The sequence below is a fragment of the Gordonia sp. CPCC 205515 genome (genome assembly GCF_048537925.1).
Lineage (GTDB): Bacteria > Actinomycetota > Actinomycetes > Mycobacteriales > Mycobacteriaceae > Gordonia.
Map to the genome: position 1 here is coordinate 436827 of NZ_JBCLVJ010000010.1, position 23957 is coordinate 460783.

Annotated in this window: 26 protein-coding genes; 21 read left to right on the forward strand and 5 right to left on the reverse strand. The window is 67.2% G+C overall.

Features of this window, described 5'->3' with window-relative positions:
- Positions 1-131: 131 nt before the first annotated feature.
- The 3 genes from AAFP30_RS17070 (at position 132) to AAFP30_RS17080 (ending at position 3257) form a co-directional block, all read left to right on the forward strand.
- Positions 132-1073 (forward strand): alpha/beta hydrolase, encoded by a 942-nt coding sequence (locus AAFP30_RS17070; RefSeq protein ID WP_419231256.1) that lies wholly within the window; start codon positions 132-134, stop codon positions 1071-1073.
- A gap of 372 nt (positions 1074-1445) precedes the next feature.
- Positions 1446-2429 (forward strand): hypothetical protein, encoded by a 984-nt coding sequence (locus tag AAFP30_RS17075; RefSeq protein ID WP_419231160.1) that lies wholly within the window; start codon positions 1446-1448, stop codon positions 2427-2429.
- 72 nt (positions 2430-2501) lie between these two features.
- On the forward strand, positions 2502-3257 hold the full coding sequence (locus AAFP30_RS17080; protein WP_419231161.1) for an alpha/beta fold hydrolase: 756 nt from the start codon (positions 2502-2504) through the stop codon (positions 3255-3257).
- Between the two features lie 12 nt (positions 3258-3269).
- On the opposite strand, the gene AAFP30_RS17085 is transcribed toward AAFP30_RS17080, so the two are convergent.
- The gene (locus AAFP30_RS17085) at positions 3270-4196 is read right to left on the reverse strand and encodes an oxygenase MpaB family protein (RefSeq protein ID WP_419231162.1); all 927 of its coding nucleotides are present in this window, start codon (positions 4194-4196) and stop codon (positions 3270-3272) included.
- A 74-nt stretch (positions 4197-4270) separates the two neighbouring features.
- Between AAFP30_RS17085 and AAFP30_RS17090 the strand changes: the two genes are divergently transcribed.
- From AAFP30_RS17090 to AAFP30_RS17135, 10 genes are all read left to right on the forward strand, one after another.
- Positions 4271-5266 (forward strand): o-succinylbenzoate synthase, encoded by a 996-nt coding sequence (locus AAFP30_RS17090; RefSeq protein ID WP_419231163.1) that lies wholly within the window; start codon positions 4271-4273, stop codon positions 5264-5266.
- A gap of 64 nt (positions 5267-5330) precedes the next feature.
- Positions 5331-6668 (forward strand): cytochrome P450, encoded by a 1338-nt coding sequence (locus tag AAFP30_RS17095; RefSeq protein ID WP_419231164.1) that lies wholly within the window; start codon positions 5331-5333, stop codon positions 6666-6668.
- Positions 6665-7273, forward strand: a complete 609-nt coding sequence (locus AAFP30_RS17100; RefSeq protein WP_419231165.1) for a TetR/AcrR family transcriptional regulator — start codon at positions 6665-6667, stop codon at positions 7271-7273. Before AAFP30_RS17095 ends, AAFP30_RS17100 begins: the two co-directional genes overlap by 4 nt.
- A gap of 38 nt (positions 7274-7311) precedes the next feature.
- On the forward strand, positions 7312-8169 hold the full coding sequence (locus AAFP30_RS17105) for an SDR family oxidoreductase (protein WP_419231166.1): 858 nt from the start codon (positions 7312-7314) through the stop codon (positions 8167-8169).
- Between the two features lie 138 nt (positions 8170-8307).
- Entirely contained in the window at positions 8308-8868 is a 561-nt protein-coding gene (locus AAFP30_RS17110; RefSeq protein ID WP_419231167.1) for a hypothetical protein, read from the forward strand.
- On the forward strand, positions 8865-9356 hold the full coding sequence (locus tag AAFP30_RS17115) for a hypothetical protein (protein WP_419231168.1): 492 nt from the start codon (positions 8865-8867) through the stop codon (positions 9354-9356). The genes AAFP30_RS17110 and AAFP30_RS17115 overlap by 4 nt, the downstream gene beginning before the upstream one ends.
- A 41-nt stretch (positions 9357-9397) precedes the next feature.
- Positions 9398-9970: a hypothetical protein gene (locus AAFP30_RS17120; protein ID WP_419231169.1), complete on the forward strand. Its 573-nt coding sequence runs from the start codon at positions 9398-9400 to the stop codon at positions 9968-9970.
- Positions 9967-10497 carry a hypothetical protein gene (locus AAFP30_RS17125; protein WP_419231170.1) on the forward strand — a complete coding sequence of 177 codons (531 nt, stop codon included), beginning with the start codon at positions 9967-9969 and terminating at the stop codon, positions 10495-10497. Before AAFP30_RS17120 ends, AAFP30_RS17125 begins: the two co-directional genes overlap by 4 nt.
- Positions 10498-10528: 31 nt before the next feature.
- On the forward strand, positions 10529-11743 hold the full coding sequence (locus AAFP30_RS17130) for an NAD(P)/FAD-dependent oxidoreductase (protein ID WP_419231171.1): 1215 nt from the start codon (positions 10529-10531) through the stop codon (positions 11741-11743).
- 33 nt (positions 11744-11776) lie between these two features.
- Positions 11777-12469 carry a DNA alkylation repair protein gene (locus AAFP30_RS17135; RefSeq protein WP_419231257.1) on the forward strand — a complete coding sequence of 231 codons (693 nt, stop codon included), beginning with the start codon at positions 11777-11779 and terminating at the stop codon, positions 12467-12469.
- 215 nt (positions 12470-12684) lie between these two features.
- Here the strand turns inward: AAFP30_RS17135 and AAFP30_RS17140 are convergent, their stop codons facing one another.
- From AAFP30_RS17140 to mftR, 3 genes are all read right to left on the reverse strand, one after another.
- A complete protein-coding gene (locus AAFP30_RS17140) occupies positions 12685-13068 on the reverse strand; it encodes a hypothetical protein (RefSeq protein WP_419231172.1) in 384 nt (127 codons plus the stop codon).
- 41 nt (positions 13069-13109) lie between these two features.
- The gene (locus AAFP30_RS17145; protein WP_419231173.1) at positions 13110-14165 is read right to left on the reverse strand and encodes a 2Fe-2S iron-sulfur cluster-binding protein; all 1056 of its coding nucleotides are present in this window, start codon (positions 14163-14165) and stop codon (positions 13110-13112) included.
- 73 nt (positions 14166-14238) lie between these two features.
- A complete protein-coding gene (mftR, locus tag AAFP30_RS17150) occupies positions 14239-14859 on the reverse strand; it encodes a mycofactocin system transcriptional regulator (RefSeq protein WP_419231174.1) in 621 nt (206 codons plus the stop codon).
- A gap of 106 nt (positions 14860-14965) precedes the next feature.
- Between mftR and mftA the strand changes: the two genes are divergently transcribed.
- From mftA to AAFP30_RS17175, 5 genes are all read left to right on the forward strand, one after another.
- Positions 14966-15064 carry a mycofactocin precursor MftA gene (gene mftA, locus AAFP30_RS17155; RefSeq protein WP_419231175.1) on the forward strand — a complete coding sequence of 33 codons (99 nt, stop codon included), beginning with the start codon at positions 14966-14968 and terminating at the stop codon, positions 15062-15064.
- Positions 15064-15426, forward strand: a complete 363-nt coding sequence (gene mftB / locus AAFP30_RS17160) for a mycofactocin biosynthesis chaperone MftB (protein WP_419231176.1) — start codon at positions 15064-15066, stop codon at positions 15424-15426. The genes mftA and mftB overlap by 1 nt, the downstream gene beginning before the upstream one ends.
- A gap of 62 nt (positions 15427-15488) precedes the next feature.
- Entirely contained in the window at positions 15489-16754 is a 1266-nt protein-coding gene (gene mftC, locus AAFP30_RS17165) for a mycofactocin radical SAM maturase (protein ID WP_419231177.1), read from the forward strand.
- 43 nt (positions 16755-16797) lie between these two features.
- Positions 16798-18000 carry a pre-mycofactocin synthase MftD gene (gene mftD / locus AAFP30_RS17170; protein WP_419231178.1) on the forward strand — a complete coding sequence of 401 codons (1203 nt, stop codon included), beginning with the start codon at positions 16798-16800 and terminating at the stop codon, positions 17998-18000.
- 113 nt (positions 18001-18113) lie between these two features.
- A complete protein-coding gene (locus tag AAFP30_RS17175; protein ID WP_419231179.1) occupies positions 18114-18926 on the forward strand; it encodes a mycofactocin-coupled SDR family oxidoreductase in 813 nt (270 codons plus the stop codon).
- A gap of 252 nt (positions 18927-19178) precedes the next feature.
- Here the strand turns inward: AAFP30_RS17175 and AAFP30_RS17180 are convergent, their stop codons facing one another.
- The gene (locus AAFP30_RS17180) at positions 19179-20279 is read right to left on the reverse strand and encodes a CaiB/BaiF CoA transferase family protein (protein WP_419231180.1); all 1101 of its coding nucleotides are present in this window, start codon (positions 20277-20279) and stop codon (positions 19179-19181) included.
- A gap of 183 nt (positions 20280-20462) precedes the next feature.
- Between AAFP30_RS17180 and mftE the strand changes: the two genes are divergently transcribed.
- From mftE to mftG, 3 genes are read left to right on the forward strand one after another with little or no spacing between them, the layout of a single operon-like run.
- On the forward strand, positions 20463-21182 hold the full coding sequence (mftE, locus tag AAFP30_RS17185; RefSeq protein ID WP_419231181.1) for a mycofactocin biosynthesis peptidyl-dipeptidase MftE: 720 nt from the start codon (positions 20463-20465) through the stop codon (positions 21180-21182).
- Positions 21179-22615, forward strand: a complete 1437-nt coding sequence (gene mftF / locus AAFP30_RS17190; RefSeq protein WP_419231182.1) for a mycofactocin biosynthesis glycosyltransferase MftF — start codon at positions 21179-21181, stop codon at positions 22613-22615. Before mftE ends, mftF begins: the two co-directional genes overlap by 4 nt.
- A 15-nt stretch (positions 22616-22630) precedes the next feature.
- The gene (gene mftG, locus AAFP30_RS17195; RefSeq protein WP_419231183.1) at positions 22631-23956 is read left to right on the forward strand and encodes a mycofactocin system GMC family oxidoreductase MftG; all 1326 of its coding nucleotides are present in this window, start codon (positions 22631-22633) and stop codon (positions 23954-23956) included.
- The last annotated feature ends 1 nt before the right edge of the window (position 23957 follow it).

Genomic DNA, 23957 nt, shown 5'->3' on the forward strand with positions numbered 1-23957 from the left:
GGTCACATTGGCCCCACTGGTAACAGGCCGGTCTCAAGCGTGGCGAGGTCTGATCACAGCCGTAGCATCGCGGATCAGCGTCGAATTACTGTTCGACAGTGCAGTTGTCTGTGAAATGGCGCCCGTCGGTGATGCGCCGCCGTCGTCGTGCGCTCGCCCTCCTCCTCACCGTCGTCGCGGTGGCCTGCCTGGGGACGGTCAGCTCCGGTAGCGCCAACGCGGCGAGTTTCGGACGCTTCTATGTCGGTGGCTGCGGGATGCCGGCCACACCGGTGGACATGTGGACGCGGTGGGGCAACTACAAGACGGTCATCGCGCTCGACGGTTTGCGTGCGACGTCGGACATGAGCGGCTGGCGACACGAGACGCGCATTCAGCGACTGGCCAACCGCGGGGTCAATGTCGTCGAGCCCGCGGGCGGGCTGGCGAGCTTCTACTCGGACTGGAACGCGGCGAGTCCGGGCAACAAGATCAAGTACCGCTATCGCTGGGGTTGCCGGCTCACGAGCATCATCCGGGCGCTGGACGCTCGTGGTCTCGCCGTCGGACCGAAGGGGAAGTATGCGCTGATGGGCGTGTCGATGAGTGGCAGTTCCGCGCTCATCTACGGTGCCTACCACCGCAATCGGATCTCGCACGTGTTCTCGATGTCGGGGTTTCTGACGCTGTCGGCGCCGACGATGCGCGAGGCGGTGCGGGTGGCGCTGATCGACGCCGGCCTCGAGGCCGGGGTGGGGCCCTTCAGTGCCGATGCCATGTGGGGGCCGCCGTGGGACGTCCGTTGGCTCAACAACGACCCTCTCACCCAGCTCCCGCGCATGCGTGGCATGCGGGTCCGGATCGCCGCGGCCACCGGGTTGTGGGGGCCGTACAACACCGACGCGATCGGATCGGTGAAGGGCACGCCGCTCGAGGTCGCGACACTGGCCCAGACGCGGGCGTTCGAGCTGGCCGCGGCCATCCAGAACGTACGGGTGACCACCGACTACCCGATCCTCGGCACCCACCAATGGGGTTATTGGCAGGACATGGTGTTCCGGGCGCAGCGTGCCGGGTGGTTCCGCGATCGGTGAGCTGGTCGGCACCTACGTACGGACACTTCCCCGGTCGCCGCCTTGTCCGGGGCGTCGCGGATACCGGCATCGGCCTGCCGTGCGCGGCGCTGCATCTCCCGGGCCAGACCAGGCGCAGCGGTCGATGACACTCGAGTCAGAGCCGCGTCGTCGGCAACGGGATCAGAGAAGGAGAACACTTGCGGGACCATGCTTTCGGGAGAGTCGCCAGGACACCCACATCCTCGTCCGCGACAACCCGCGGACCCCGCATCAATTGATCTAGGCACACGGTAGCCCAACCCACCGACACGATTTGTCGCCGAGCTGCGCCGGCGTTCCCTGCCGATGAGGCGGTGGAACCGGCCGGGGTGTTCGTGCGTCCAACATGGCATGAAGCCCCTCACGATTCCCGTGCCCACCGCGTTGTCAATCTGGCTGGCCGCAGGCGACCGCGCCGCTGAGATCTTCGACGACGCGGTATCGATCGACCGGGACTGGTGGCACACCGAATTCGCCGTGCACGACTTTCCCGACGTCATGCACGGTGACACCATCTCGAGGCGAGGCCTGTTCGACCTGGGTGCAGTCTCGGTGCACTCGCCTGACGATGCGATCGCACTGCTGTGGAACACGATTGCGTTTTGTCAGGGACGCCGACATAGTGACACGAAACAACGAATAGCCGCGGTGGCCGCAGATCGCGTGTACCTCGGAGAACTGTTGCAGCGAGCGGCGCAGGCGAGTCGGGAGGATCCGGCCGAGGCGTTCACCCTGCTCAAACCGGACGGGCGCAACGCGATCGATCGTTTGGCGTCGAGTGGGTTCACCTGGTTCCTCTACTTCGCCGGCGGTGGCGATGCGCATCATCCGAGTCCGGTGTTGGAGACCCGGGCCGTGCGATCGCTGCGCCGTGCCGGATGGCGTGACCTCCGGCAGTCGAATTGGACCGCGGCGGACTACGCCACCTACGCGCAGGTGGTGCAGCGGTGGCGTGCGGAATCAGGGGCCGAACGCAACGATGTGATCGTGCAGGGACTCTTCGCGGTGGCACCACCCGCCTCGTCGGATTACCCGTGGCAATCATGGAGTAGGACGACACAGGAGACCGAGTGGGCCAACGGGCCACTCGCCGCCGATGACTTGCGGCAGGTCTACCACTGGCTCGCGTTGCTGTCCGACATGTATCCGCATTCGTCGGCGGCGCATGACTTCTCGACGATTGGCCGCAAGATCACCGAAACACTCGACGGCGATCTCGGCACCGGCCTCCGGCTGCGTCCCGCACGCGACGACCTTCATTACGATCACCCGTACCGCGACGACGGCCCCGACCAGCCGCCGTTCTGGGACCGGTACGGCGAGTCGGCGTGCTGAGGTGAAGATACGGACGGTTGCCGCGCTGTCCAACAACCCGACGAATACCCAGCGACCGCTATGGTGACCACCATGCGATTCATGCAACGGCAGGGCCCTTCGGGCGATCTGCGGCTTGCCGTCCGGACATTCGGTGAGCCGACCGACGGTGTACCGGTCCTTCTCGTGCATGGCATGGCCACCGACCACAGCACGTGGCGATCGTTGGCGGCGCAGTGCGAGCGTGCGGATCGCCCGGTGATCTCCGTCGACCTGCGCGGCCACGGCCGCAGCGCGCATGCGCCGAGTTATCTGCTCGACGACTTCCGCGACGACCTCAGGTTCGTTCTCGACGAACTCCAGGTGGCGCGCGTCGATGTCGTCGCGCACTCGTTGGGGGCGCAGGGAACGCTCCGGCTGGCGATGGCAGACCCGGACCGGATCGGTCGGATGGTCCTCGAAGAGATCCCGCCGATGCCGCGGCATCAGGCTGACGTCGACGAGGGCATCACCGCCGGCGCGTCCCTCGGCGAGACGATCCGCGGTATCGGATGGGCGCTGCTCAATCCGGCCCCGCTGGTCCGCTTCGACCGCAGCATGATGGGAGCCGTCAGCCCGCAGTTCACCGTCGCCGATCCGCAGTGGTGGGCCGACCTCGCCGAGGTTGGATCACCGACTCTGGTGATCTCCGGAGGCTCGCGAAGTTTCCTTCCGCCGCAGCACCTTCGGACATTGAGTGAGACGCTGCCGGACGGACAATTTACGCTGATCGACGCCGGCCACAGTGTGCACCGCGACCGTCGCGGCGAGTTCAATCGGGTGGTGGCTGGGTTTCTGGGCGATCAGTGAATTGATCCGGGCTCAGGCACCCTGCTTGTTGTGCAGCGGACGCGGATCGACGCCGATCGCGGTCCAGGCGTCGTAGGCCCACGGGACGTAGAGCCATTTCAGCGGCAACCGGTTGAACACCGGATTCAGCCCGCGCATCCCGCGCGCGAACCGTTGGAAGTTTCGCTCCCGCTTCGCATTCCACTCGAGTCCGCACACCTCCCGCATCTGCGGCGGCAGCGTCCCGACGACGACCGTACGGATGAAGGCGTTCAACGGCCGGGAGAGCACCGCCCATACCGGCGCCGGGATCTTCTTCGGCCGCGGCAGTCCCTGCCGGATGTACCCGGTGGCGTAGACGATGGTCTTATGCGGCACGAACCGGGCGAGCATGTCGTCCCAGTAGGCGCAGAACTCGTCGTAGGTTTGCGGTTGGCCGCGGTCGCTGACGCCGTAGAGGCTGTACCAGACCTTGGACTCCTCGAAGATCTGGACCTTTTCGGCGTAGCTGAGGCGGCGGATGAAGGTGTCGGTGATGTAGAGGACCTGGTCGACGAAGGTGGCGTGCGCCCAATAGAAGAGTTCCGGATTGAGCGCGTGATAGCGCGAGCCGTCGCTGGGCGTGATGCCCTTGATGTCGCGGTGGAAGTCGCGGACGGTGCGACCCCACTTCTGCGGTTCGGTGCTGTAGACGGTCTTCATCACCGGCGGTCCGGTGCGGCGGGCGCGGCCGAGGAAGTCGTCGAAGATGATCGAGTGGTCGAGGACCGCCTGGCCGAGTTGTTCGATGCAGTTCTCGGTGCCGGCGAGGCGCTGAAAGCCGAGGATGCCGCGGGAGTCGCCGTAGAACTTCCAGATCAGCGAGTCGGCGCCGAGACGCGGCGAGGCGACCGGTGTGTCCTCGACGATCATGGGTTCGGCCTCGCGGATGCTGGCGTCGAAGTCCTGGTTGACTGACATACGACGCAGCGTAACCCACGTTGGAACGAATGTGAAGGTTTGTTCCAACGAGATGAGAGGAAGAGGTTGGCCGAATGACGCCACCGTCCGCGGCGGAACTGCTCGCCGAGTCAATCGTCGTCGCGCTGCCGATGCGCACCCGATTCCGCGGCATCACCACCCGCGAGACGATGATCTTCCGCGGTCCAGCAGGGTGGGGCGAGTTCGGGCCGTTCGTGGAGTATGACGACGTCGAAGCCGCTATGTGGCTGGCAGCGGGCATCGAGGCGGCCTACCTCGGGCCGCCGGCCCTCGTCCGGGACGCGGTGCCGATCAACGCGACCGTGCCGGCCGTCCCCGCCGACGAGGTGGCCGCGATCCTCGCGCGCTACCCGGGTGCGACGACGGCGAAGGTCAAGGTCGCCGAGCCCGGTCAGACCCTCGACGATGATGTGGCGCGGGTCGCGGCGGCTCGAGAGGTCGTCGAGAAAGTGCGCATCGACGCCAACACCAACTGGTCGGTGGCCGAGGCGATCACTGCGATCCGCGCGATCGGTGACGTCGAGTACGCCGAACAGCCTTGTGTCACAGTCGAAGAGCTCGCCGAGGTGCGTCGCGCCGTCGACGTGCCGATCGCCGCAGACGAATCCATCCGCAAGGCATCCGACCCGATGCGGGTGGTGGCCGCCGATGCGGCCGACATCGCAGTGGTCAAGGTCGCGCCGCTCGGTGGCATGCGCGCGCTGCTCACGCTGTCCGACGAGATCGGGCTGCCGGTGGTGGTGTCGTCGGCGCTGGATTCTGCGGTCGGCATGGCCGCCGGGGTCGCGGCGGCGGCGGCCCTCCCGCATCTCGACCACGCCTGTGGGCTGGGGACCGGGTCGCTGTTCGTCGGGGATGTGGCCGAGCCGTTCGTCCCGGAGAGGGGAATTGTCAGACCCCGATGGTGTGATCCGGAGACCGAGATCGATCACGCATTCGTCGCGCCGGAACGTACGGCCTGGTGGCACGACCGGCTGCGTCGGTGCCACGACGCACTGAGCGAACCGCCGTCAGGTACTAGAAACATTTTGGCAAATCTGTTCCAATAGGAGCAGGGCTGCGACTCCGGTCACATCGTCGCCGCCCGGTGACACCGCGGCGAGGAGGCATGCGATGGCGAAGGTGCTGGCGAAAGCCCCGACGGGGAGCGGGTTGGTCGAGGTGCCCTGCGTCGAACGCAACGGCATCCTCGAGATGATGTCGATGCGCCGCGACCCGTTCGGCTACGGGGAGGCTCGGCGGGCTCGGTACGGCGAGGTGTCGTCGCTGCACGCGTTCGGGACCGAGTTCGTGACGTTCGCCGGCGCGCGGGCCGCCGACGAGATTCTGATGAACCGCGACAAGGCGTTCGCCAACGGTCCGGCGTGGGGTTACATGATCGGGCCGTTCTTCAATCGCGGCATCATGCTGCTCGACTTCGACGAGCACCGCCATCATCGCCACATCATGCAGCAGGCGTTCACGCCGTCGGCGCTCAAGGGCTACATGCAAGAGATGCAGCCGATGATCGCCGACCGCATGCAGCGATTCCCGACCGGAAAAGTAAAGCTGTTCAACGAGTTCAAGTCGTTGACGCTCGACGTGGCACTCGAGGTGTTCCTCGGCGTGGAACTGCCCCAGGCCGAGGCCGACACGCTCAACAAGGCGTTCATCGAGACCGTGCGCGCCGGCGTCGCCTACGTCCGCAAGCCGGTGCCCGGCGGACGGTGGTGGAAGGGACTGCGCTCCCGCAAGGTGCTCGAGGAGTTCTTCTACGCCAACATCGACGCCAAACGCGCCCGCGAGACCCCGGACCTGTTCTCGGTCCTCTGCCACGCCGAAAGCGATGACGGCCACCGCTTCACCGACGCCGATGTCGTCAACCACATGATCTTCGTGCTGATGGCCGCCCACGACACGTCCACCATCACCATGACCCAGATGGCCTACTGGATGGCGAAATCTCCTGAGTGGCAACACAAGGCGCGCGAGGAGTCGCTGTCGATGAATCCGGAACTCGGGTACGACGATCTGGGTTCGATGACGGTGCTCGATCTGGTGCTCAAGGAATCACTGCGGCTCTGTCCGCCGGTGCCGGGGCAGCCGCGGGTGGCGGTCAAGGACACCTCGGTGGGCGGTTACTACGTGCCCGAGGGCACGTTCGTGACGATTCCGCAGCTGACAAACCATCGCGATCCCGAGTTCTTCACCAACCCCGAGATGTTCGACCCCGAACGCTTCTCGCCGGAACGCGCCGAGGACAAGGGTCATCGGCTGGCCTGGACGCCGTTCGGGGGTGGCGTGCACAAATGCATCGGACTGTACTTTGGTCAGATGGAGATCAAGACGATCATGCATCACCTGCTGCGTGGCTACGAGTGGTCGGTGCCGCGCGATTACGAGATCCCCATGGACTACAGCGCACTACCGGTGCCCAAGGACAAACTTCCGGCCACGGTGATCCGGCGATGACCACCAAGTCCACCGCCAAGCCTCGTCGCAAGATCCGCAACACCGAGAGCCCAGAGGATCAGGAGCAGGCGATCCTCACCGCGGCGGCGGCCGAGTTCACCGCGGTCGGGGTGCGTCGGGCCAACGTCGACGAGGTCGCCAATCAGGCCGGTGTCAGCCGCAGCACCCTCTACCGGCGCTTCCCCAACAAGGAGGCGCTGCTGCTCGCGGTGGCCAACGACCTCTACGAGAAGGGCATGCGTCGACTCGAGGAAACCGTCGTCGGACTCGGACCGCGCGAGGCCGTCGTCGAGGCGTTCGCCGAAGGTGCGTCGATGATCACCGACGACCCGCTGATGCATCGACTCGTGCTGACCGACTCGGAGATGAAGGGCATCACCTCGGCGGTGACGTCGCTGTTCATCGACATGGTCACCCACCGGGTGGCCGCCACCCTGCGGTCCGCCGGTGCCCAGATGCCAGACACGGAGCTGCGGCATGCGGTGGAACTGCATGTGCGACTGGTGATCTCGTTTCTCGAGTTCCCGGCGTCGGAACCGGAACGGCAAACCGCCGAAGCGGTCCGCGATCTTGCCGCCACCTATCTCGCCCCGATGATCTGGTGACGTTTACCGATTTCTGTTGTCCGTCAAGGAGTTCTGCCATGCCGCTGCGTGTTCGTCGTAACCGTCCTGATCATCAGGAAATCCGAGCCGCGTTGCGCGGCAAGGTCATCGCCATCACCGGCGGTGCCCGCGGTATCGGATTCGAGACCGCGACTCACCTGTTCGAGGCCGGCGCGCGGGTCGCGCTCGGTGACGTCGATGGAGAAGCGGTCGGCAAGGCCGCGGCCGACCTCGGGGTGGGCGGCTTCACCGTCGACGTCACCGAGCGACGGTCGTTCGAGGAGTTCCTCGACGCGGTCGAGGCCACCGTCGGCCCCATCGACGTGCTCATCAACAATGCAGGCATCATGCCGGTCGGCGACTTCCTCACCTTCGATCCGGCAATGATCCGCCGCACCCTCGACATCGACCTGTTCGGCGTGATGACCGGCACCCAACTCGCCGCCCGCCGGATGGTGGCGCGGGGACATGGGCAGATCGTCAACATCGCATCCGTCGCGGGACGGCTGCCCACGCCGGGCATGGCCGTCTACAACGGCGCCAAGGCCGGGGTCATCGAGTTCTCCGAGGCGCTCGACGCCGAACTTACCGGTACCGGGGTGCGGGTCAGCACGGTGCTGCCGACATTCACCCGCACTGCGTTGATCGACGGTCTCACGACGAACTCACTGGTCCGCGCGATCGGTCCCGACGAGGTGGCTGCCGAGGTCCTCGGCATCATCGCGCGGCCACGCGTACGGGTCACCGCGCCCCGCTCGATGGCCTGGGTGCACGCCAACGCCCTGTTCGGACAGCGGATGAAGCGTGCCTCGCGTCGAATGACCAAGCTGGACACGATGTTTCTCGACGTCGACACCGAACGGCGTGCCGCCTACAGCAAGCGCATCGGCGGCTGACCGCTGCTGTTACGCCGATCCCTGAGGAGGCCCGGAGCGCGAGCGGAGGGCCGTCTCGAAGGGCCCATGGTGATCTGCGCCACCCGTAGTCGTTAGGGTGGAGGCGATTCGAGGGGGACACGCCGGGAGGGGACACGCATGGCTGCCGACCGTCGACTCGACGACGTGCGCACTGCACGTGCCGAGCTTCGCGCCGCTCGCGACGAGCTCGCGGTCGCCGAGATCGATGCCGGCGTGCGGCGGGCACCCCGAGCCTGGGTGTGGCTGTCGGTCCTCGCGATCGTGGCGGTTGCCGCCGCAGCGACCGCGGTCACCCTGTGGGTGCGGGCCGAGCGTGCCTACACCGACGCCGACTACCAACGCGCCGCCACCTCGCGGGTCGCGCTGCTGCTCAGCCCGGACTTCCGACGTGCCGACGCCGCGCGGCGCATCCTCGACGGCGCCACCGGCGACTTCTACGACCAGTTCGCCCAATCCGCCGACAGCTACACCGAATTTGTGCGGTCACAGGGCACCGTCGGACGCGGCACCGTCGACGGCGCGGGCGTGTCGGCGCGCACCGGTGACAGCGCTGCCGTGCTCGTCGCCGCCACCGTCGACTTCACCACCCCGCCGCAGACCCGCCAATTCCGGCTGCGCGTCCTGGTCGCGCCGGATGCGGGCACGCTGAAACTCGCGGCGGTGCAATACCTTCCATGACCTCACGAATCCTGTCCGTGCGTGCGGCCACGATCCTGCTCGCCAGCGCGCTGATCGTGGTCGCCGTCCTCGGTGGCGTGCTGGTCTGGATGTTGCGCGCGGTCGCTACGGACGAGGCCGTCGAAACATCGCGGCACGAGTTGCGAGAGGCGGCGGGAAAGATTGTTGCGCAGGTGTTCTCGGTCGACTCCGACAGTTGGGCGGCCGACCGGAAACGCGCTCGGGGGCTCGTCGGCGGGCGGTTCGCCACCAATCACGCCACCGAACTGACCCGGCCGCCGGCCGCCGGCGTGCGCAGTGTGGTGTGGGTACCCGACGCCGTCGGAGTGACCGACGCGGACGCCGATCACGGCGACACACTCATCCGCGCGACTGTCACCACCACGCCGGTGTCCGGACCGGTTGTCGTCGAACAGCATTCGGTCACCGCGCAGTTCGAGCACATCGACGGACGGTGGGTCCTCGGTGACCTGGAGGTGCTGCAGTGAACGCGCCGGAACCGGAGGCGGTGGACCGGGCTAGGGGGCGGGTGACAGACGCAACCGACCGATTGCGGGCGGCGCGGATCGCGGCCGCCGAACCGTTGCGGGCGCGGGCCCGCCGTCGGACGACGATCGTACTTGCGACGGTGGCCGGCCTGCTCGTCCTCGCGGTGGTACTCGCCGGATTCCTCGTCGCCGCCACGGTGCGCCATCACACCGCGACCGACCGCGCCGACACCAACGCCGACGTGCTCGCCGCCGCGGACTCCGCGGTGGCCACACTGCTGACCGCGGACCCGCAGAACCCGGAGGAGTACGTGCGGCGGGCGATCGCGGCCACCACCGGCGAGCAACGCGAACGGCTGGCCGACAACTGGCTACCGATCGCCGCAGAGATCCGGGCGCAGGGCGCACCGTCGACGGGGGAGGTGCTGGCCTCCGGGCTGGTCGTCGACCCACCGTCCGAGGACGTGGGCGCCACCTCGACGGTGCTGCTGGTCGCCGAGGCCACCAACCCGGAGCTGCTCGGCGGGGCACCTGATGATCGGCGGATCACCGTGCAGGCCACCATGACCCGGACCGATGCAGGCTGGCGGCTGTCGCAGGCGGGACTGACATGAGCGAGACCCGCAGCCCCCGAACCAGGCGTCGCCGGGCCATCGCGGCGGCCGCGATCGCTCTGATAGCGGTGCTCGTCGCGGTGGTGGCGGCATTCGGTATCCGACGCGCGCAACCGGTACCCGACGACGCCGAACGCAGCGCGGTGCTGGCCGCGACCCGCGACGCGATCACCGCGCTGATGACCTTCGCGCCCACCGATGATGCCGCCACCCGCACCGCCGTGACCGCGCAGCTGACCGGTCCACTGCTGGTGCGCTACCGGAGTGAGGGACCCGACGTGGTGCTGCCCACCGCCGTGGAAACCGGCGCGAGTATGACGGTGCAAGTGCAGGGCGTCGGGGTCGATACCTACGACACCGACCGTGCCGAAGTCCTGGTGTTCGCCGACCAGATGATCCGCGTGCCGGGCGTCTCGACATCCGGCGATGGCGAACGCACACCTATCGCGAGGTGGGCGCTCATGCGTAATGTCGAGGGGAATTGGCGTCTGGCCGCCCTGGGAGCGGTCGGGGACGTCACGCGATGACGGGGAACTCGAGCTGATGGAGGAATACGGGATGAGTGGATCACCCGCGGGTGTCGTGGTGGTTGGGGCAGGTCTGGGCGGCATTCGCGTGGCCGAGAGCCTCCGTGCCAACGACTACACCGGACCGATCACGTTGATCGGGGCGGAAACACATCCGCCCTACGACCGTCCGCCGCTGTCGAAGTCGGTGCTGCTCGGCGACGACGACCGCGTCGACCTCAAACCGGCCGAGTTCTTCGCCGAATCGTCGATCGCATTACGCACCGGAGAGCGGGTGAGCGCGATCTCGCCGGACGACCACACCGTCACCATCGAGCGGCTCGACGATCCGGCGCATTCGGAAACCCTGGTCTACGACACGCTGATCCTGGCGACCGGACTGCTGCCGCGGCCCCTGCCGGGCACCGACGAGATCGCCGGCGTACACGTGCTGCGCACCGTCGACGACGCACTCGCGCTGCGCGCCGACGCCGAGAGTGCCACCCGGGCAGTGATCGTCGGCGCCGGATTCATCGGCTGCGAAGTGGCCGCCTCCCTCTCCGCGCGCGGCATGACCGTGACGATCGTCGAACCCGCCCCGACCCCGTTGGCCGCGGCGCTCGGCGAGCAGATCGGCGCGCTGGTCACCCGGATGCACAAGGAACGCGGTGTCGACGTGCGCACCGGAATCGGCGTCGACGAGGTGCTCACCGACGGCTCCCGGGTGCGCGGGGTACGGCTGGCCGACGGCTCCGAGATCGACGCCGACATCGTGGTCGTCGGTATCGGTTCCACGCCGGTGATCGACTACCTCGACGGCTCCGGAATCGAGGTGGCCGCACGGGAATTCGGTGGCGGAATCGCCTGTGATCAGCATGGTGCGACGTCGGTGCCGGATGTCTTCGCGCTCGGCGACGTCGCCAACTGGCGTGACGAGGACGGTCAACTGCGACGCGTCGAACACTGGACGCACACCGTCGAGCAGGCGACCGCGGTGGCCCACCGGGTGACCGGCAGCGACGCGATGATCCCGGCGTCGGCGCCGTACTTCTGGAGTGACCAGTACGGACTCAAGATTCAGGTGCTCGGCAGCCCGCGAGCGACCGACGACGTCCACGTCGTCGACGACGACGGCGCGAAATTCCTCGCCTACTACAGCCGCGACGGCATCCTCACCGGCGTCGTCGGCGCAGGCAAGGTGGGCGCGGTGATGAAGACGCGGGCCAAATTGCTCACCCCCACACCGATTTCCGAGGTGCTGGGCTGAGCCGTGGCCACCACGGCGGACGCTGACCGGATCATCGCGGCGCTCGCCGAGGTCGCGGATCCGGAACGGGCCATCGGCTCGGCGCGCTTCTTCAAGACGGGGCCGGGGGAGTACGGCGAGGGTGACGTCTTTATCGGCGTCACCGTGCCTGCGCAACGTAAGGTGGCCAAGCGATTTCGGGGTGTCGACGCCGAAACGGTCAACGCACTGCTGGCTTCCGCGGTCCATGAGCACCGACTGACCGCACTGATCTTGTTGCGCAACGAGTTCGAACGCGCAGACAAGTCCACCCGAGAACCCTGGGTGGAGCAGTACCGCGCCGCAGTACGGGCCGGACGGGTCGACAACTGGGATCTGGTCGACTCATCCGCCGACCCGATCCTGGGTGAATGGCTACGGAGCAGGGCCGATTACGGTCCGCTGCTGGAGTATGCCCGCGACCCGGAACTATGGCCACGAAGGGTCGGCATCGTCGGCACGTTCGCGTTCCTCAAACACGGCTCGGCCGATGCCACCCTCGCGGTGGTACCGATCGTCCTCGACGACCGCCGCGACCTGATCCAGAAGGCGAGCGGCTGGATGCTGCGCGAACTCGGCAAACGTGTGGATCGTGAACTGCTGCTGGGGTTCTTGGAGGAGCACGCGGCGCAGATGGGTCGCACCGCGCTCTCCTATGCCACCGAACATCTCACCGTCGAACAGCGAGCGCACTATCGAGCGTTGTGACCGGGCGCCCTTCGTGACGCTCGCTCGCTGGCGTTCGCGGGCTCCTCAGGGAGCGATGTGGTGACGCTGGCTGGCGCTCGCGGGCTCCTCAGGGGGCGATGTGGTGACGCTGGCTGGCGCTCGCGGGCTCCTCAGGGACCACGGGGTCGCGCGACGTTTTCTTCGCTCCCTGAGGTGCGAGGAGCGCTAGCGACGAGCCACGAAGGGCCACCCCTTTACCCTTGCGCCCGCGCCACTTTCACCGCAGCCCAGATCATTGGGAGTTGCAACGGAAGTCGTCCGATCGCGATCGCCCGCGCGGCGGGACCCTTGTCCCACCACAGTCGGACCATGTTGATGTTGGCCGGATAGACCGCGACGAACAGCGCGGCGGCCAGTCCGCCGGAGAGCCGTCGGGTCTTCGGCGCCAGCAGACCCGCGCCGATGGCCACCTCGGCGACCCCGGACGCATAGGTCAGGGTGCGCGGATCGGCCGGGATCTCCTCGGGGATGATCTCGTCGAACGGTTTGGGGGCGACGAAATGCAGTGTGCCAATGGCGAATAGCATCGCTGCCATGCCCTTGGCAAGCTTGTCGGGGGTGAATCGGGTCGAACTCATGGTCCTCCTGGTCGATAATTGCTCGGCGCGCCAACCGATGGTCAGAACTCGATCTTCAGCGCATCCGACGTCGGATGCGCCTGGCACCCGAGGATGTAACCGTCGGCGATGTCCTCGGGGTCGAGCGCGCCGGTGTTCTCCATCTCGACCGTACCCTCGGTCAGCGTGCACGCGCACGAACCGCACTCGCCCTCCTGGCAGGAATAGGGCGCGTCGAGCCCGGCCGCGAGCATCACGTCGACCAGCGACCGTGACCGGGGCCAGCGCAGATTGTGGGTTTCGCCGTCGAGTTCCACCTCGACGGTCGCCGATTCGGCATCTTCTTCGTCGCTGACCTCGGCGAGTTCGACGTCGGCGAACGGATCGCCGGACAACGAGTTGTACACCTCGGTGTGTACGTTGTGGTGCGGAAAGTTCGCTCCCGCAAGGCCTTTGTGGACCGCGTCCATGAATGGTCCGGGGCCGCAGAGGTATGCGCTGTGATCAGCGTAGGCGCGGAAGGTGGTGGCCAGCACCTGATCGTTCGGCAATCCCTGCAGCGACTCGAGCCAGTGGATGAGGGTGAGCCGATCCGCGTGCGCCGCTTGGAGATCGTGCAGTTCGTCGGCGAAGATCACGTCGTCGACATCCCGGTTGGCGTAGAAGAACGTGATCGGCGCGGTGCCGGCGTGGAGTGCGGCCTTGAGGATCGACATCACCGGGGTGACCCCGGAGCCGGCGGCGATCAGCAGCAGTTTGGTGTCGACGTCCTTCGGCGTGAAGACTCCCGACGGCGGCAGCACTTCGATCTGCGAGCCCGCGGCCAGGTTGTCACACACCCAGTTGGAACCGTAGCCGTCGACGGTCCGTTTGACGGTGACCTTCGGCTTGTCGTCGGTACGCGGTGAGGAGGCCAGCGAATAGCAGCGCGCCACCGAGCCCGTCTGGTCGCTGGGGATACGCAGGGTGAGGAACTGTCCCGGCTTGTAGTCGGTGAAGTGCTCGCGCTGGGTGTCGGGGACGTCGAAGACGACCGAGCGCGCATCGCGCGTCTCGTCGATGACCTCGGCGACCGTCAGGATCACGCTGCGCGAACCGTGCGGCGTCAGTTCGGTCATCTCGCCACCTCTCCACTCGAAACCACTCGAAACTAGAACACGTTCTAGTTCAGCTTAGCCCATGGACTGCCGATCAGGACAGCGCGTCGACTCCGTGCGCCAGCGTACGACTCCCCGCCTCGATGAGCGCCTCGAGATCGGTGGTGGGATCGGCCAGCCACTGCTCATAGGCGGACAGTGCGATGCCCAGGCACATCCACGCGATGGTCTGGGGGAGATGGTCGCGCTCGTCGAGCCCGAGGCGGTGGGCGCAGTACTCGGCGATGACGTGCCGCCAATCGGCGTACATCAGCATCGAATGTGCCTGTAGTGCAGGGACTCCCAACAGGAGGGCCATGCGCCTGCGGTGGCCGTCCACCTCGTCCGACGGCACCTCGTTGAATGAGATGAGCGCCCGGCGCAGAGCCTCGGACATCGGTAACTCGGTGGGGATGTCGGCCAACAGGGTGCGCATGTCGTCGAGGTGTTCGTCGAAGTCGCCCCAGGCAATGGCGTTCTTGGAGGGGTAGTAGCGGAACAGGGTGCGTCGCGCGATGCCGACCGCGTCGGCGACATCATCGACGCTGGTCTCGTCGAAGCCGCGCGAGGTGAAGAGATCGATGGCGACGTTGCTGATCTGCGCACGTGAGGTGAGCGGGCGGCGACCCGCTTGGGTGGCGCGGCCACGCTGCCGTGCCTGATCCGACGACCTCATTCCACCTGTCCGTCCGGCTAGTTTTGGCGTTGGGGTGTTTTTCTGCACCGGGTGCCATTATAGTATTCGGTGATCCACATCACGACAACAAATTGGAGGTTGGATCATGGCCGATCAGGCAGCTACGTCCATGCAGGAGACCGAGCTCGTGGGCGAGTCTCTTGTCGAAGAGGTGTCGATCGACGGGATGTGCGGGGTCTACTGATGTCAGCCCCGACATCGAGTCCGGTTTCCGGTGGCCGCGTGGACGCGGCCACCGGGCCCGGGCCCTCACCCCAGCCAGTCATGTCCGAACAATTCGATACAACGGCCGCATGGATGCTCAATCCCAAAGTGGCGCTGCGCCCGGAGCCCTTCGGCGCGCTCCTGTACCACTTCGGCACCCGTAAGCTCTCGTTCCTCAAGAACCTCACCGTCGTGGGCATCGTGGGATCGTTGACCGATCACGACGAAGCGGAGGGAGCCCTGACGGCAGCCGGTATCGGCGCCGCAGAGCGGCCCCTCTACCTGCAGGCGCTCGGCGCGCTTGCCGACTCGGGAATGATCATCCGGCGTACTGCCGCCTGAACTTCTCCCACCGTCACCCTGCCCACTTCGTTTGCCGACTCGACCAGCCCAAGGAGTCACCGATGACCACGCTCGAAAAGCCGCCCACCGTAACGACTTCGGTTCCGTCCCTACTGACCCCACCGGCCCCCGTGGCCGCGCCGCCCAAGGTGGGGCGGCTGGTCGACCAGTTCGAGAAGGGTCTCGACGCTCCGATCTGCCTCACCTGGGAGCTGACCTACGCGTGCAACCTGGCGTGCGTGCACTGCCTCTCGTCGTCGGGTAAGCGCGATCCGCGTGAGCTCTCGACTGAACAGTGCAAGGCGATCATCGACGAACTGCAGCGTATGCAGGTGTTCTATGTGAACATCGGCGGCGGCGAACCGACGGTGCGACCCGACTTCTGGGAACTCGTCGACTACGCGACGAGTCACCAGGTCGGAGTCAAGTTCTCCACCAACGGATTACGTATCGACAAGAAGGTCGCCGCGCGGTTGGCCGCGTCGGACTACGTCGACGTGCAGATCTCCCTCGACGGCGCGACCGCCGAGGTCAACGACGCCGTCCGCGGTCCCGGCTCCTTCGACATGGCCGTGCGCGCCCTGGAGAATCTGCATGAGGCGGGCTTCAAGGATGCGAAGATCAGTGTGGTCATGACGCGGCAGAACGTCGCGCAGCTCGACGAGTTCAAGGCGCTCGCCGACCGCTACAACGCCACCCTGCGGATCACCCGGCTGCGTCCCTCGGGTCGCGGTGCGGACGTGTGGGATGACCTGCACCCGCTGCCGGAACAGCAGCGCGAGCTCTACAATTGGCTTGTCGCACACGGTGATGGGGTCTTGACCGGTGACTCGTTCTTCCACCTGTCGGCCTTCGGCGGAGTGGACGGCGGTGGCGCGCTTCCGGGTCTGAACCTGTGTGGCGCCGGGCGCGTCGTATGCCTCATCGATCCCGTCGGCGACGTCTACGCCTGCCCCTTCGCCATTCACGAGAATTTCCTCGCCGGCAACATCACGACCGACGGTGGTTTCCAGCAGATCTGGCAGAACTCGGATCTGTTCCTCGAACTACGTGAGCCGCAGAACGCGGGCGCCTGCACGAAGTGCGCCCACTTCGACGCGTGCCGCGGCGGTTGCATGGCCGCGAAATTCTTCACCGGCCTGCCCCTGGCCGGGCCCGATCCGGAGTGCGTGCAGGGCTACGGCGAGGAGTTGCTCGCCGGTGAACGCACCAAACCCTCTGCGAACAAAGATCATTCGCGTGGCACCCCGCTGACGCTGATGACCCGTCCGCCGTCCAAGAGCTGCGACGAGAACCCGCTCGCCGGGTTCACGCCGGTCAAGCTGTAAACCCGCCATCTGGCGAACCGTATGAGATAGGGATGTACGAACAATGAAGAACCCCTGGGCCCGTAACCCCTGGTTCGAGAGCGTTGCCGAGGCGCAGCGACGTTCCAAGAAACGCCTGCCGAAGTCGGTGTACTCCTCGTTGATCGCCGGCACGCAGGCCGGAGTCACGGTGAACGACAACGTGGACGCGTTCAAGGAGATCGAGTTCACGCCGCACGTGATCGGCGCGCAGCCCGACCGGGAGCTGTCGACGACGGTCCTCGGCCAGGAACTGTCGTTCCCGGTGATGATCTCGCCGACCGGTGTGCAGGCCGTCGACCCCGACGGCGAGGTGGCCGTCGCCCGCGCCGCCGCCGCCCGCGGAACCGCAATGGGGTTGTCCAGCTTCGCTTCTCATCCGGTTGAGGAAGTGACCGCGGTCAACGACAAGATCTTCTTCCAGATCTACTGGCTCGGTACCCGCGACGAGATCCTGCACCGCGCGATGCGCGCCAAGGAAGCCGGTGCCAAGGGCCTGATCGTCACCACCGACTGGGTGTTCAACACCGGTCGTGACTGGGGCAGTCCGGAGATCCCGGAGAAGGTCGACTTCGCCGCGTTGTTGCGACTGGCGCCGGAGATCGCGGTCAAGCCGCGGTACGCGCTGGACTGGTTCAAGGACGGCAAGCTCATCATCCCTGATCTCACCGCACCGAACGTGTCGCGCGCGGTGGAAGAACCCGGCCCGACCTTCTTCGGTGCGTACGGCGAATGGATGGGCACCCCGCCGCCCACCTGGGAAGACCTCAAGTGGCTGCGCGAGCAGTGGGGCGACGCGCCGTTCATGGTCAAGGGCGTCACCCGCCTCGACGACGCCAAGCGGGCCGTGGACATCGGTGCGTCGGCGCTGTCGGTGTCCAACCACGGCGGCAACAACCTCGACGGCACACCGGCGACCATTCGCCTGCTCCCGGCGATTGCCGACGCGGTGGGCAACGACATCGAGGTGCTCCTCGACGGTGGCATCCGCCGCGGCAGCGACGTCGCCAAGGCGATCGCCCTCGGCGCGCGTGCGGTGATGATCGGTCGTGCCTATCTGTGGGGTCTCGCCGCCAACGGCCAGACCGGCGTCGAGAACGTCCTCGACCTCCTCCGCATGGGCCTCGACGGCGTTGTGATGGGGTTGGGGCACAAGAGTGTTCACGAGCTGAGCCGGGAAGACCTGATCATCCCGGAAGGCTTCGAAAGGCAGTTCGGCCAGATCTGAGCGCACGCACCTTGCTTTGACGCCCACTCGGCCCCCTTCGGGTCGAGTGGGCGTCGTGCTGGACATGTGAGTTGGTCGGGGTTGCCAAAGTAGAACGTGTTACAGTTTTTCCCATGGGAACGTTTGACGGGTTGGTCGTCTACATCACGGGGATCGCGCGGGGGCAGGGGCGCAACCATGCGCTGCGGTTTGCGGCAGAGGGTGCGTCGATCATCGGCCTCGACATCGCGGGGCCGGTGGCCGAGCACACCACATATCCGGCGGCGACCGCCGACGATCTTGCCGAAACAGTGCGGCTTGTCGAAGAGGCAGGCGGCAAAATCCTGGCCCGCCAAGGCGATACGCGCGACCTTGCGTTTCAGCAGCAGCTGGTAGCCGACGGTGTCGAACAGTTCGGGCGGCTCGACCACGTGGTCGCCAACGCCGGCATCCTCACCTGGGGTGCGACCTGGGAACTGACCGAGGAACAGTTCACGGACGTCGTCGACACCAACCTCGTCGGGACGTGGAAGACGTTGCGCGCCACCATCCCGACGATGATCGAAGCGGGGAACGGTGGGTCGATCACCGTCATCAGCTCGGTCGCCGGACTGAAAGCGATGCCGCTGCAGGCGTCGTACTCCGCGTCGAAGTTCGGACTCCGCGGGCTCACCCAGACCGCGGCGAAAGAGCTGGGGCACTATCGGATTCGGGTCAACAGTGTGCACCCGTACGCGGTCGACACCCCGATGGGCGTCGCCGACACCGAGGCGCACCGCATCTTCGGCATGCCGTGGGTGACCCCACACCTCACGTCGATCCTCAACTACCACCCGGTCGCCGGTCTCGACGAGATCTCCGACGCCGTGCTCTACCTCGCGTCCGACGGAGCCAAAGCGATCACCGCCGCCGAGTTCCAGATCGACATGGGCAATTCGAAGGTCTAGCCTCGGCCCCTGCCTTTGTGCGCCTTCGCGTCAGGTGCCTTTCGTGCGCCCTTGCGTCAGGTGTCTTTCGTGCGCCCTCGTGCCAGGTGTCTTTCGTGCGCCCTTGCGTCAGGTGTCTTTCGTGTTGACAGCGCCCTGAAATTCGTTGACGGCGCCCAGGGTTGGGTGCCCCGGGCGCCGTCGATGTGTTGCTGGGCGCCGTCAACGAATTTCAGGGCGCTGTCAACGTTCGTGCTGGTGACGTTCGGGAGGTCAGGTCCAGACGTCGCTGGCCGGGGTCGCCTCGCGCGCGGGGCCGGTGGGGGTTGCCGGCACCGTGCGGGAGAACCTTGGGGCGACTTGGGCCTGGGTGACGCCGTCGATCTCGACGAGGTTGGAGCGCGCCGACATGTGCGGGTCCGAGGGGGCCTCACCGAAGGTCAGGACCGGGGAGGTGCAGGCGTCGGTGCCGTCGAAGATCTTGGTCCACTCGTCACGGGTACGCGACTTGAAGGTCTCGGTGAAGACCTGCTCGAGCTTGGGCCAGTTGGCGACGTCGTTCTGGCCGGGGAGATCCGCGTCGGCGAGGCCGAGACCCGTCAGCAGTTCGGCATAGAACTGCGGCTCGATGGCGCCGACGGCCATGTACTTGCCGTCGGAGGTCTCGTAGACCTCGTAGTAGGGGGCGCCGGTGTCGAGCATGTTGACGCCGCGCTCATCACTCCACAGTCCGGTGCCGCGGAAGGCCCACATCATCTGGCCGAGCACCGAGGCGCCGTCGACCATCGCGGCGTCGACGACCTGCCCCTTACCGGAGGTCTGGCGCTCCAGCAGTGCGGAGAGCACACCCATCACCAGGAACATCGATCCGCCACCGAAATCGCCTGCGAGATTCAGGGGCGGCACCGGGCGGTCTTCCTTACGGCCGATCGCGTGCAGCATGCCGGTCAGCGAGATGTAGTTGATGTCGTGGCCGGCGCGATCGGCGCGCGGACCTTCCTGCCCCCACCCGGTCATCCGGCCGTACACCAGACCCGGATTCACCGCGGCGAGATCGTCGGGTCCGAGTCCGAGACGCTCCATCACACCGGGACGGAAACCCTCGAGGACGACGTCAGCCTTGCCGACCAGGCGCAGGATCTCCTCGCGGTCGGCCGCATCCTTCAGATTCGCCTCGACGACGCGACGTCCGCGCAGGAGGGCGTCAGCAGGCCGGCCCTCGGCGGGCAGGGAACCCGCACGCTGCACGCGGATGACGTCCGCTCCGAGATCGGCCAACATCATCGCGGCGTGCGGTCCCGGGCCGATGCCGGCGAACTCGATCACGCGGATTGCGCTGAGCGGACCACTCTTTCCGCTGTTCTGAGACGTCATGAAGAACCTCCGGTGCGTCGCCGCCCGCCGTGTCGGGCGTCACGTTGTCCGATCAGCATCGCATAACCGATCGATCGCTCGGACAGGAGGGCTGCTGGCTGGTCGGTCAGGGATCCGATCCCGACCGAAGAAAACCGCGCGAGGCGGTTACCAGTCACCCGATGCGTCGCTAGAGTTGGTCCAATGACACGTCGGGTGGCGCTGGGGCAACTGTGTTGGCCAGAGGTGTCGGATCGTTCGGTGACTCTGCTGGTGCCGCTGGGGGCCACGGAGCAGCACGGTCCGCATCTTCCGCTCGACACCGACAGCCGCATCGCGACAATGGTGGCGACCCGCGCGGCGGATCGTGGTGCTCAGGATGACTCGCCGCTGGTGCTGAGCGCGCCCGGACTCAACTACGGCGCCAGCGGCGAACACGAGGGGTTTCCCGGCACCATCTCCCTCGGCCATGACGCGCTGCATCTGTTGCTGCTGGAATACGGGCGCAGCGCCTGCCGCTGGGCCGACCGCCTGGTCTTCGTCAACGGGCACGGTGGCAACGGTTCGACGCTGGTCTCCGCGGTGCAGCGGTTGCGGTACGAGGGTCGCGACGTCGCCTGGTTCCCCTGCGCGGTGCCCGGTGCCGACGCCCATGCGGGCAATACCGAAACCTCTGTGCTGCTGCACTTCTCGCCCGACGACGTGCGCGGCTCGGCGGTCGAGGCGGGCAACGTGGCGCCGATCGCCACCTTGCTGCCGCAGATGCGCAGTGGTGGGGTGGCGGCGGTGAGTGCCAACGGCGTGCTCGGCGACCCGACCGGTGCCACCGCTGGGCACGGCGCGGCGGTGACCGATGCGCTGGTGGTCGGGCTGTGCGATGCGGTGTCGGCGTGGGCGGTCGACGAAACGGGACGGCTGCGGTGACCGCTGTGGACGACGCCGCGCGGTCGGCCGCCGTGGACACCCGCCTGCCGGACGGCTTCCAGGTGCAGATCGACATGCGGTGCGCGCGACGCCACGATCTGCGCTACCTGGTCGGCGGATCGCCCACCCGGATGTTGCGACTGTCCGACGCGGCGCTCGGCATGACCTCGGCCGATGGTCGAATCGAAGTGTGCGACAACGCAACCCGTACACTGTCTCGTCGTCTGCTGGACGCCGGGATCGCCCATCCGCGTCCGATGTTCGGACCGAAGCCCGACGACGTGACCATCGTCGTGCCGGTGCGGGGCAACCAGGCGGGCGTCGATCGACTGCTCGCGGCGGTGGCCGGTACCTCCCCGGTGATCGTCGTCGACGACGGGTCCCCGGAACCGATCCACGTGACCGGTGACGGTGTGCGGGTCATCCGCTTCGGTCACAACCGCGGACCGTCGGCGGCCCGCAACGCCGGGGCGGCCGCAGCGACCACCGACTTCGTGGCCTTCCTCGATTCCGACGTCGTCCCGTCCGCGGAGTGGCTGACCATGCTGCTCGGGCATTTCTCCGACCCGTCGGTGGGGATCGTCGCACCGCGGATCGTCGGACTGAGCCGCACCCGGCACGGCGTCGGACTGGCCGAACGCTACGAGAACGGCTACTCGTCGCTTGACATGGGGCCGGCCGAATGTGCCGTCGTACCGGGCACACCCACGCCGTATGTGCCGAGCGCGGCAATGGTCGTGCGGCGCTGCGCCTTCGAGGAGTTCGACGAGTCGCTGCGGGTCGCCGAGGACGTCGACCTGTGCTGGCGGACGCACAAGGCGGGGTGGCGAATTCGCTACGACCCGGTCGCCGAGGTGGCCCACGACCATCGCACCGACCTGCGTTCGGTGCTCGATCGTCGCCGGTACTACGGCACTGGCGCCGCACATCTGGCCGACCGGCACGGCGGATTCGCGGCTCCGGTCGTCATGTCGATCCCGATGGTGGCGGCGGTGATCGCACTGCTGACGCGCACCAAGATCGGGTTGGCGATCGCGCTGATCATCGTCGGCCACATCTCCATCCGCTTGCGCGGGCGTCTCGGCGATCTACCCGGCGCATCGGTGGTCGCCACCCAGATGTCCACGCGCGCCGTCGGCTTCGGCATGCTGCAGGCCGGCGGTGCGATCTGCCGGCATTATTGGCCGGTGGCGGCGGTCCTCGCGGTGGTATCCGGCCGATTCCGCAACCTCGCGATCGAGATCGCGGTGGCCGAGGGGGTGGTCGCCTGGGTGCGGACGGTCCTCGCCGACCCGTCGACGGCACCGGCAATGGGGCCGTTGACCTTTACCGCCCTGCGACGACTCGACGACCTCGCCTACGGGGCCGGACTCTGGCAGGGGGCGTTCACCCAACGTGATTTCGGTGCGTTGCGGCCGGTGTTCACCAAATAGCCTCGTGCGCACCGGATGACGACGCCGACCAGACCGTTGCCGACGACTGCGGATGTGGTGATCGTCGGCGCCGGCAGCGCCGGGTGCGTGCTCGCCGAACGACTTTCGCGGGACCCGGCGCGTTCGGTGCTGCTGTGCGAACGCGGACCGGCACGGTGGCCCACCGAGCAGACCCGTGATCTGCGGCGGCTGCCCATCGCCGAGGGGGCCGATCACGCGGTCACGTACGCGGAGGACTCGGGCCTCGCGGTGATCCGGGGACGCGGCTTCGGCGGGTCGTCGGTGGTCAATGGTGGCTATTTCCTGCGGTGGCACGCCGATGATTTCGCCCGCTGGCCGACCGGCTGGGGACTCACCGACATCGAGCGATGCTATGACGAACTCGACGACACCATGTCGGTGTCGGTCTTCGCCGACGACGAACTGACCGAGGTGGGCCGCCGCTTCGAAACCCATTGGGCCACGCGACTCGGCGCCCGACCGCTCGCCGACCGGTGGCCGGTCGTCGGCGTGAACCGGGTGCGGTCCAACCGGATCGGTGCGCTGCGGATGACGGCAGGTGAAGCCTATCTGCGGCCGGCGCTGACGCGACCGAATCTGACGGTGTGCGCCGACGTCGATGTCGACGCGGTGGCGGGTACCGGACGCGACGTCACCGGCGTGGTGGTGGGGCAACACACCGTCACGGCCGGCGAGGTCATCCTCTGCGCGGGCACGCTGGGCACCGCGGCGATCTTGCTGCGCTCGGACCTCGATTCCGTTGCGCCGGAGGGTTCGCTCGGTCTAGGCGAGCACCGGGAGATCCTGGTGCACTATCGGAGCCTGGCCACCGACCCGCACCCGCCGGTGCCGCTGCTGCAGACGGTCGTACACACCCCCGATGACCTGGAAATCCGGTGCTACAGCGCGGACATGGCCGACTACATCGACGGCGTGCCACCGCTGGGGCCGGCGATCGGCGTCACCTCGATGCGCCCCGGCGCGCCCGGGACACTGCGCCTGGCCGGCCGCGACCTCGTCGTCGACCTCGGCGACGGTGACTCCGAGGAGACACCGCGGATCGACGCCGGGGTGGCGGACGTCGTCGAGATGCTGCGCGCACCGGTGTTCGGTGACCTCGCCGACGCCGATTCGGTTGCGGTGGATCAGGTTCTGCGCAACGCGCAACATGCGTGGGGGACCATGCCGATGGGGGAGCGCACCGACTGGCTCGGCGGCGTCTACGGCCTGCGTGGGCTGCGTATCGTCGACGGATCGATCCTGCCGACCGCCGGTCGCAGCGGCCCCCACGCCACCACGATGATGGTTGCGTGCCGGATCGGCGATGCGCTCGTATCGTGAA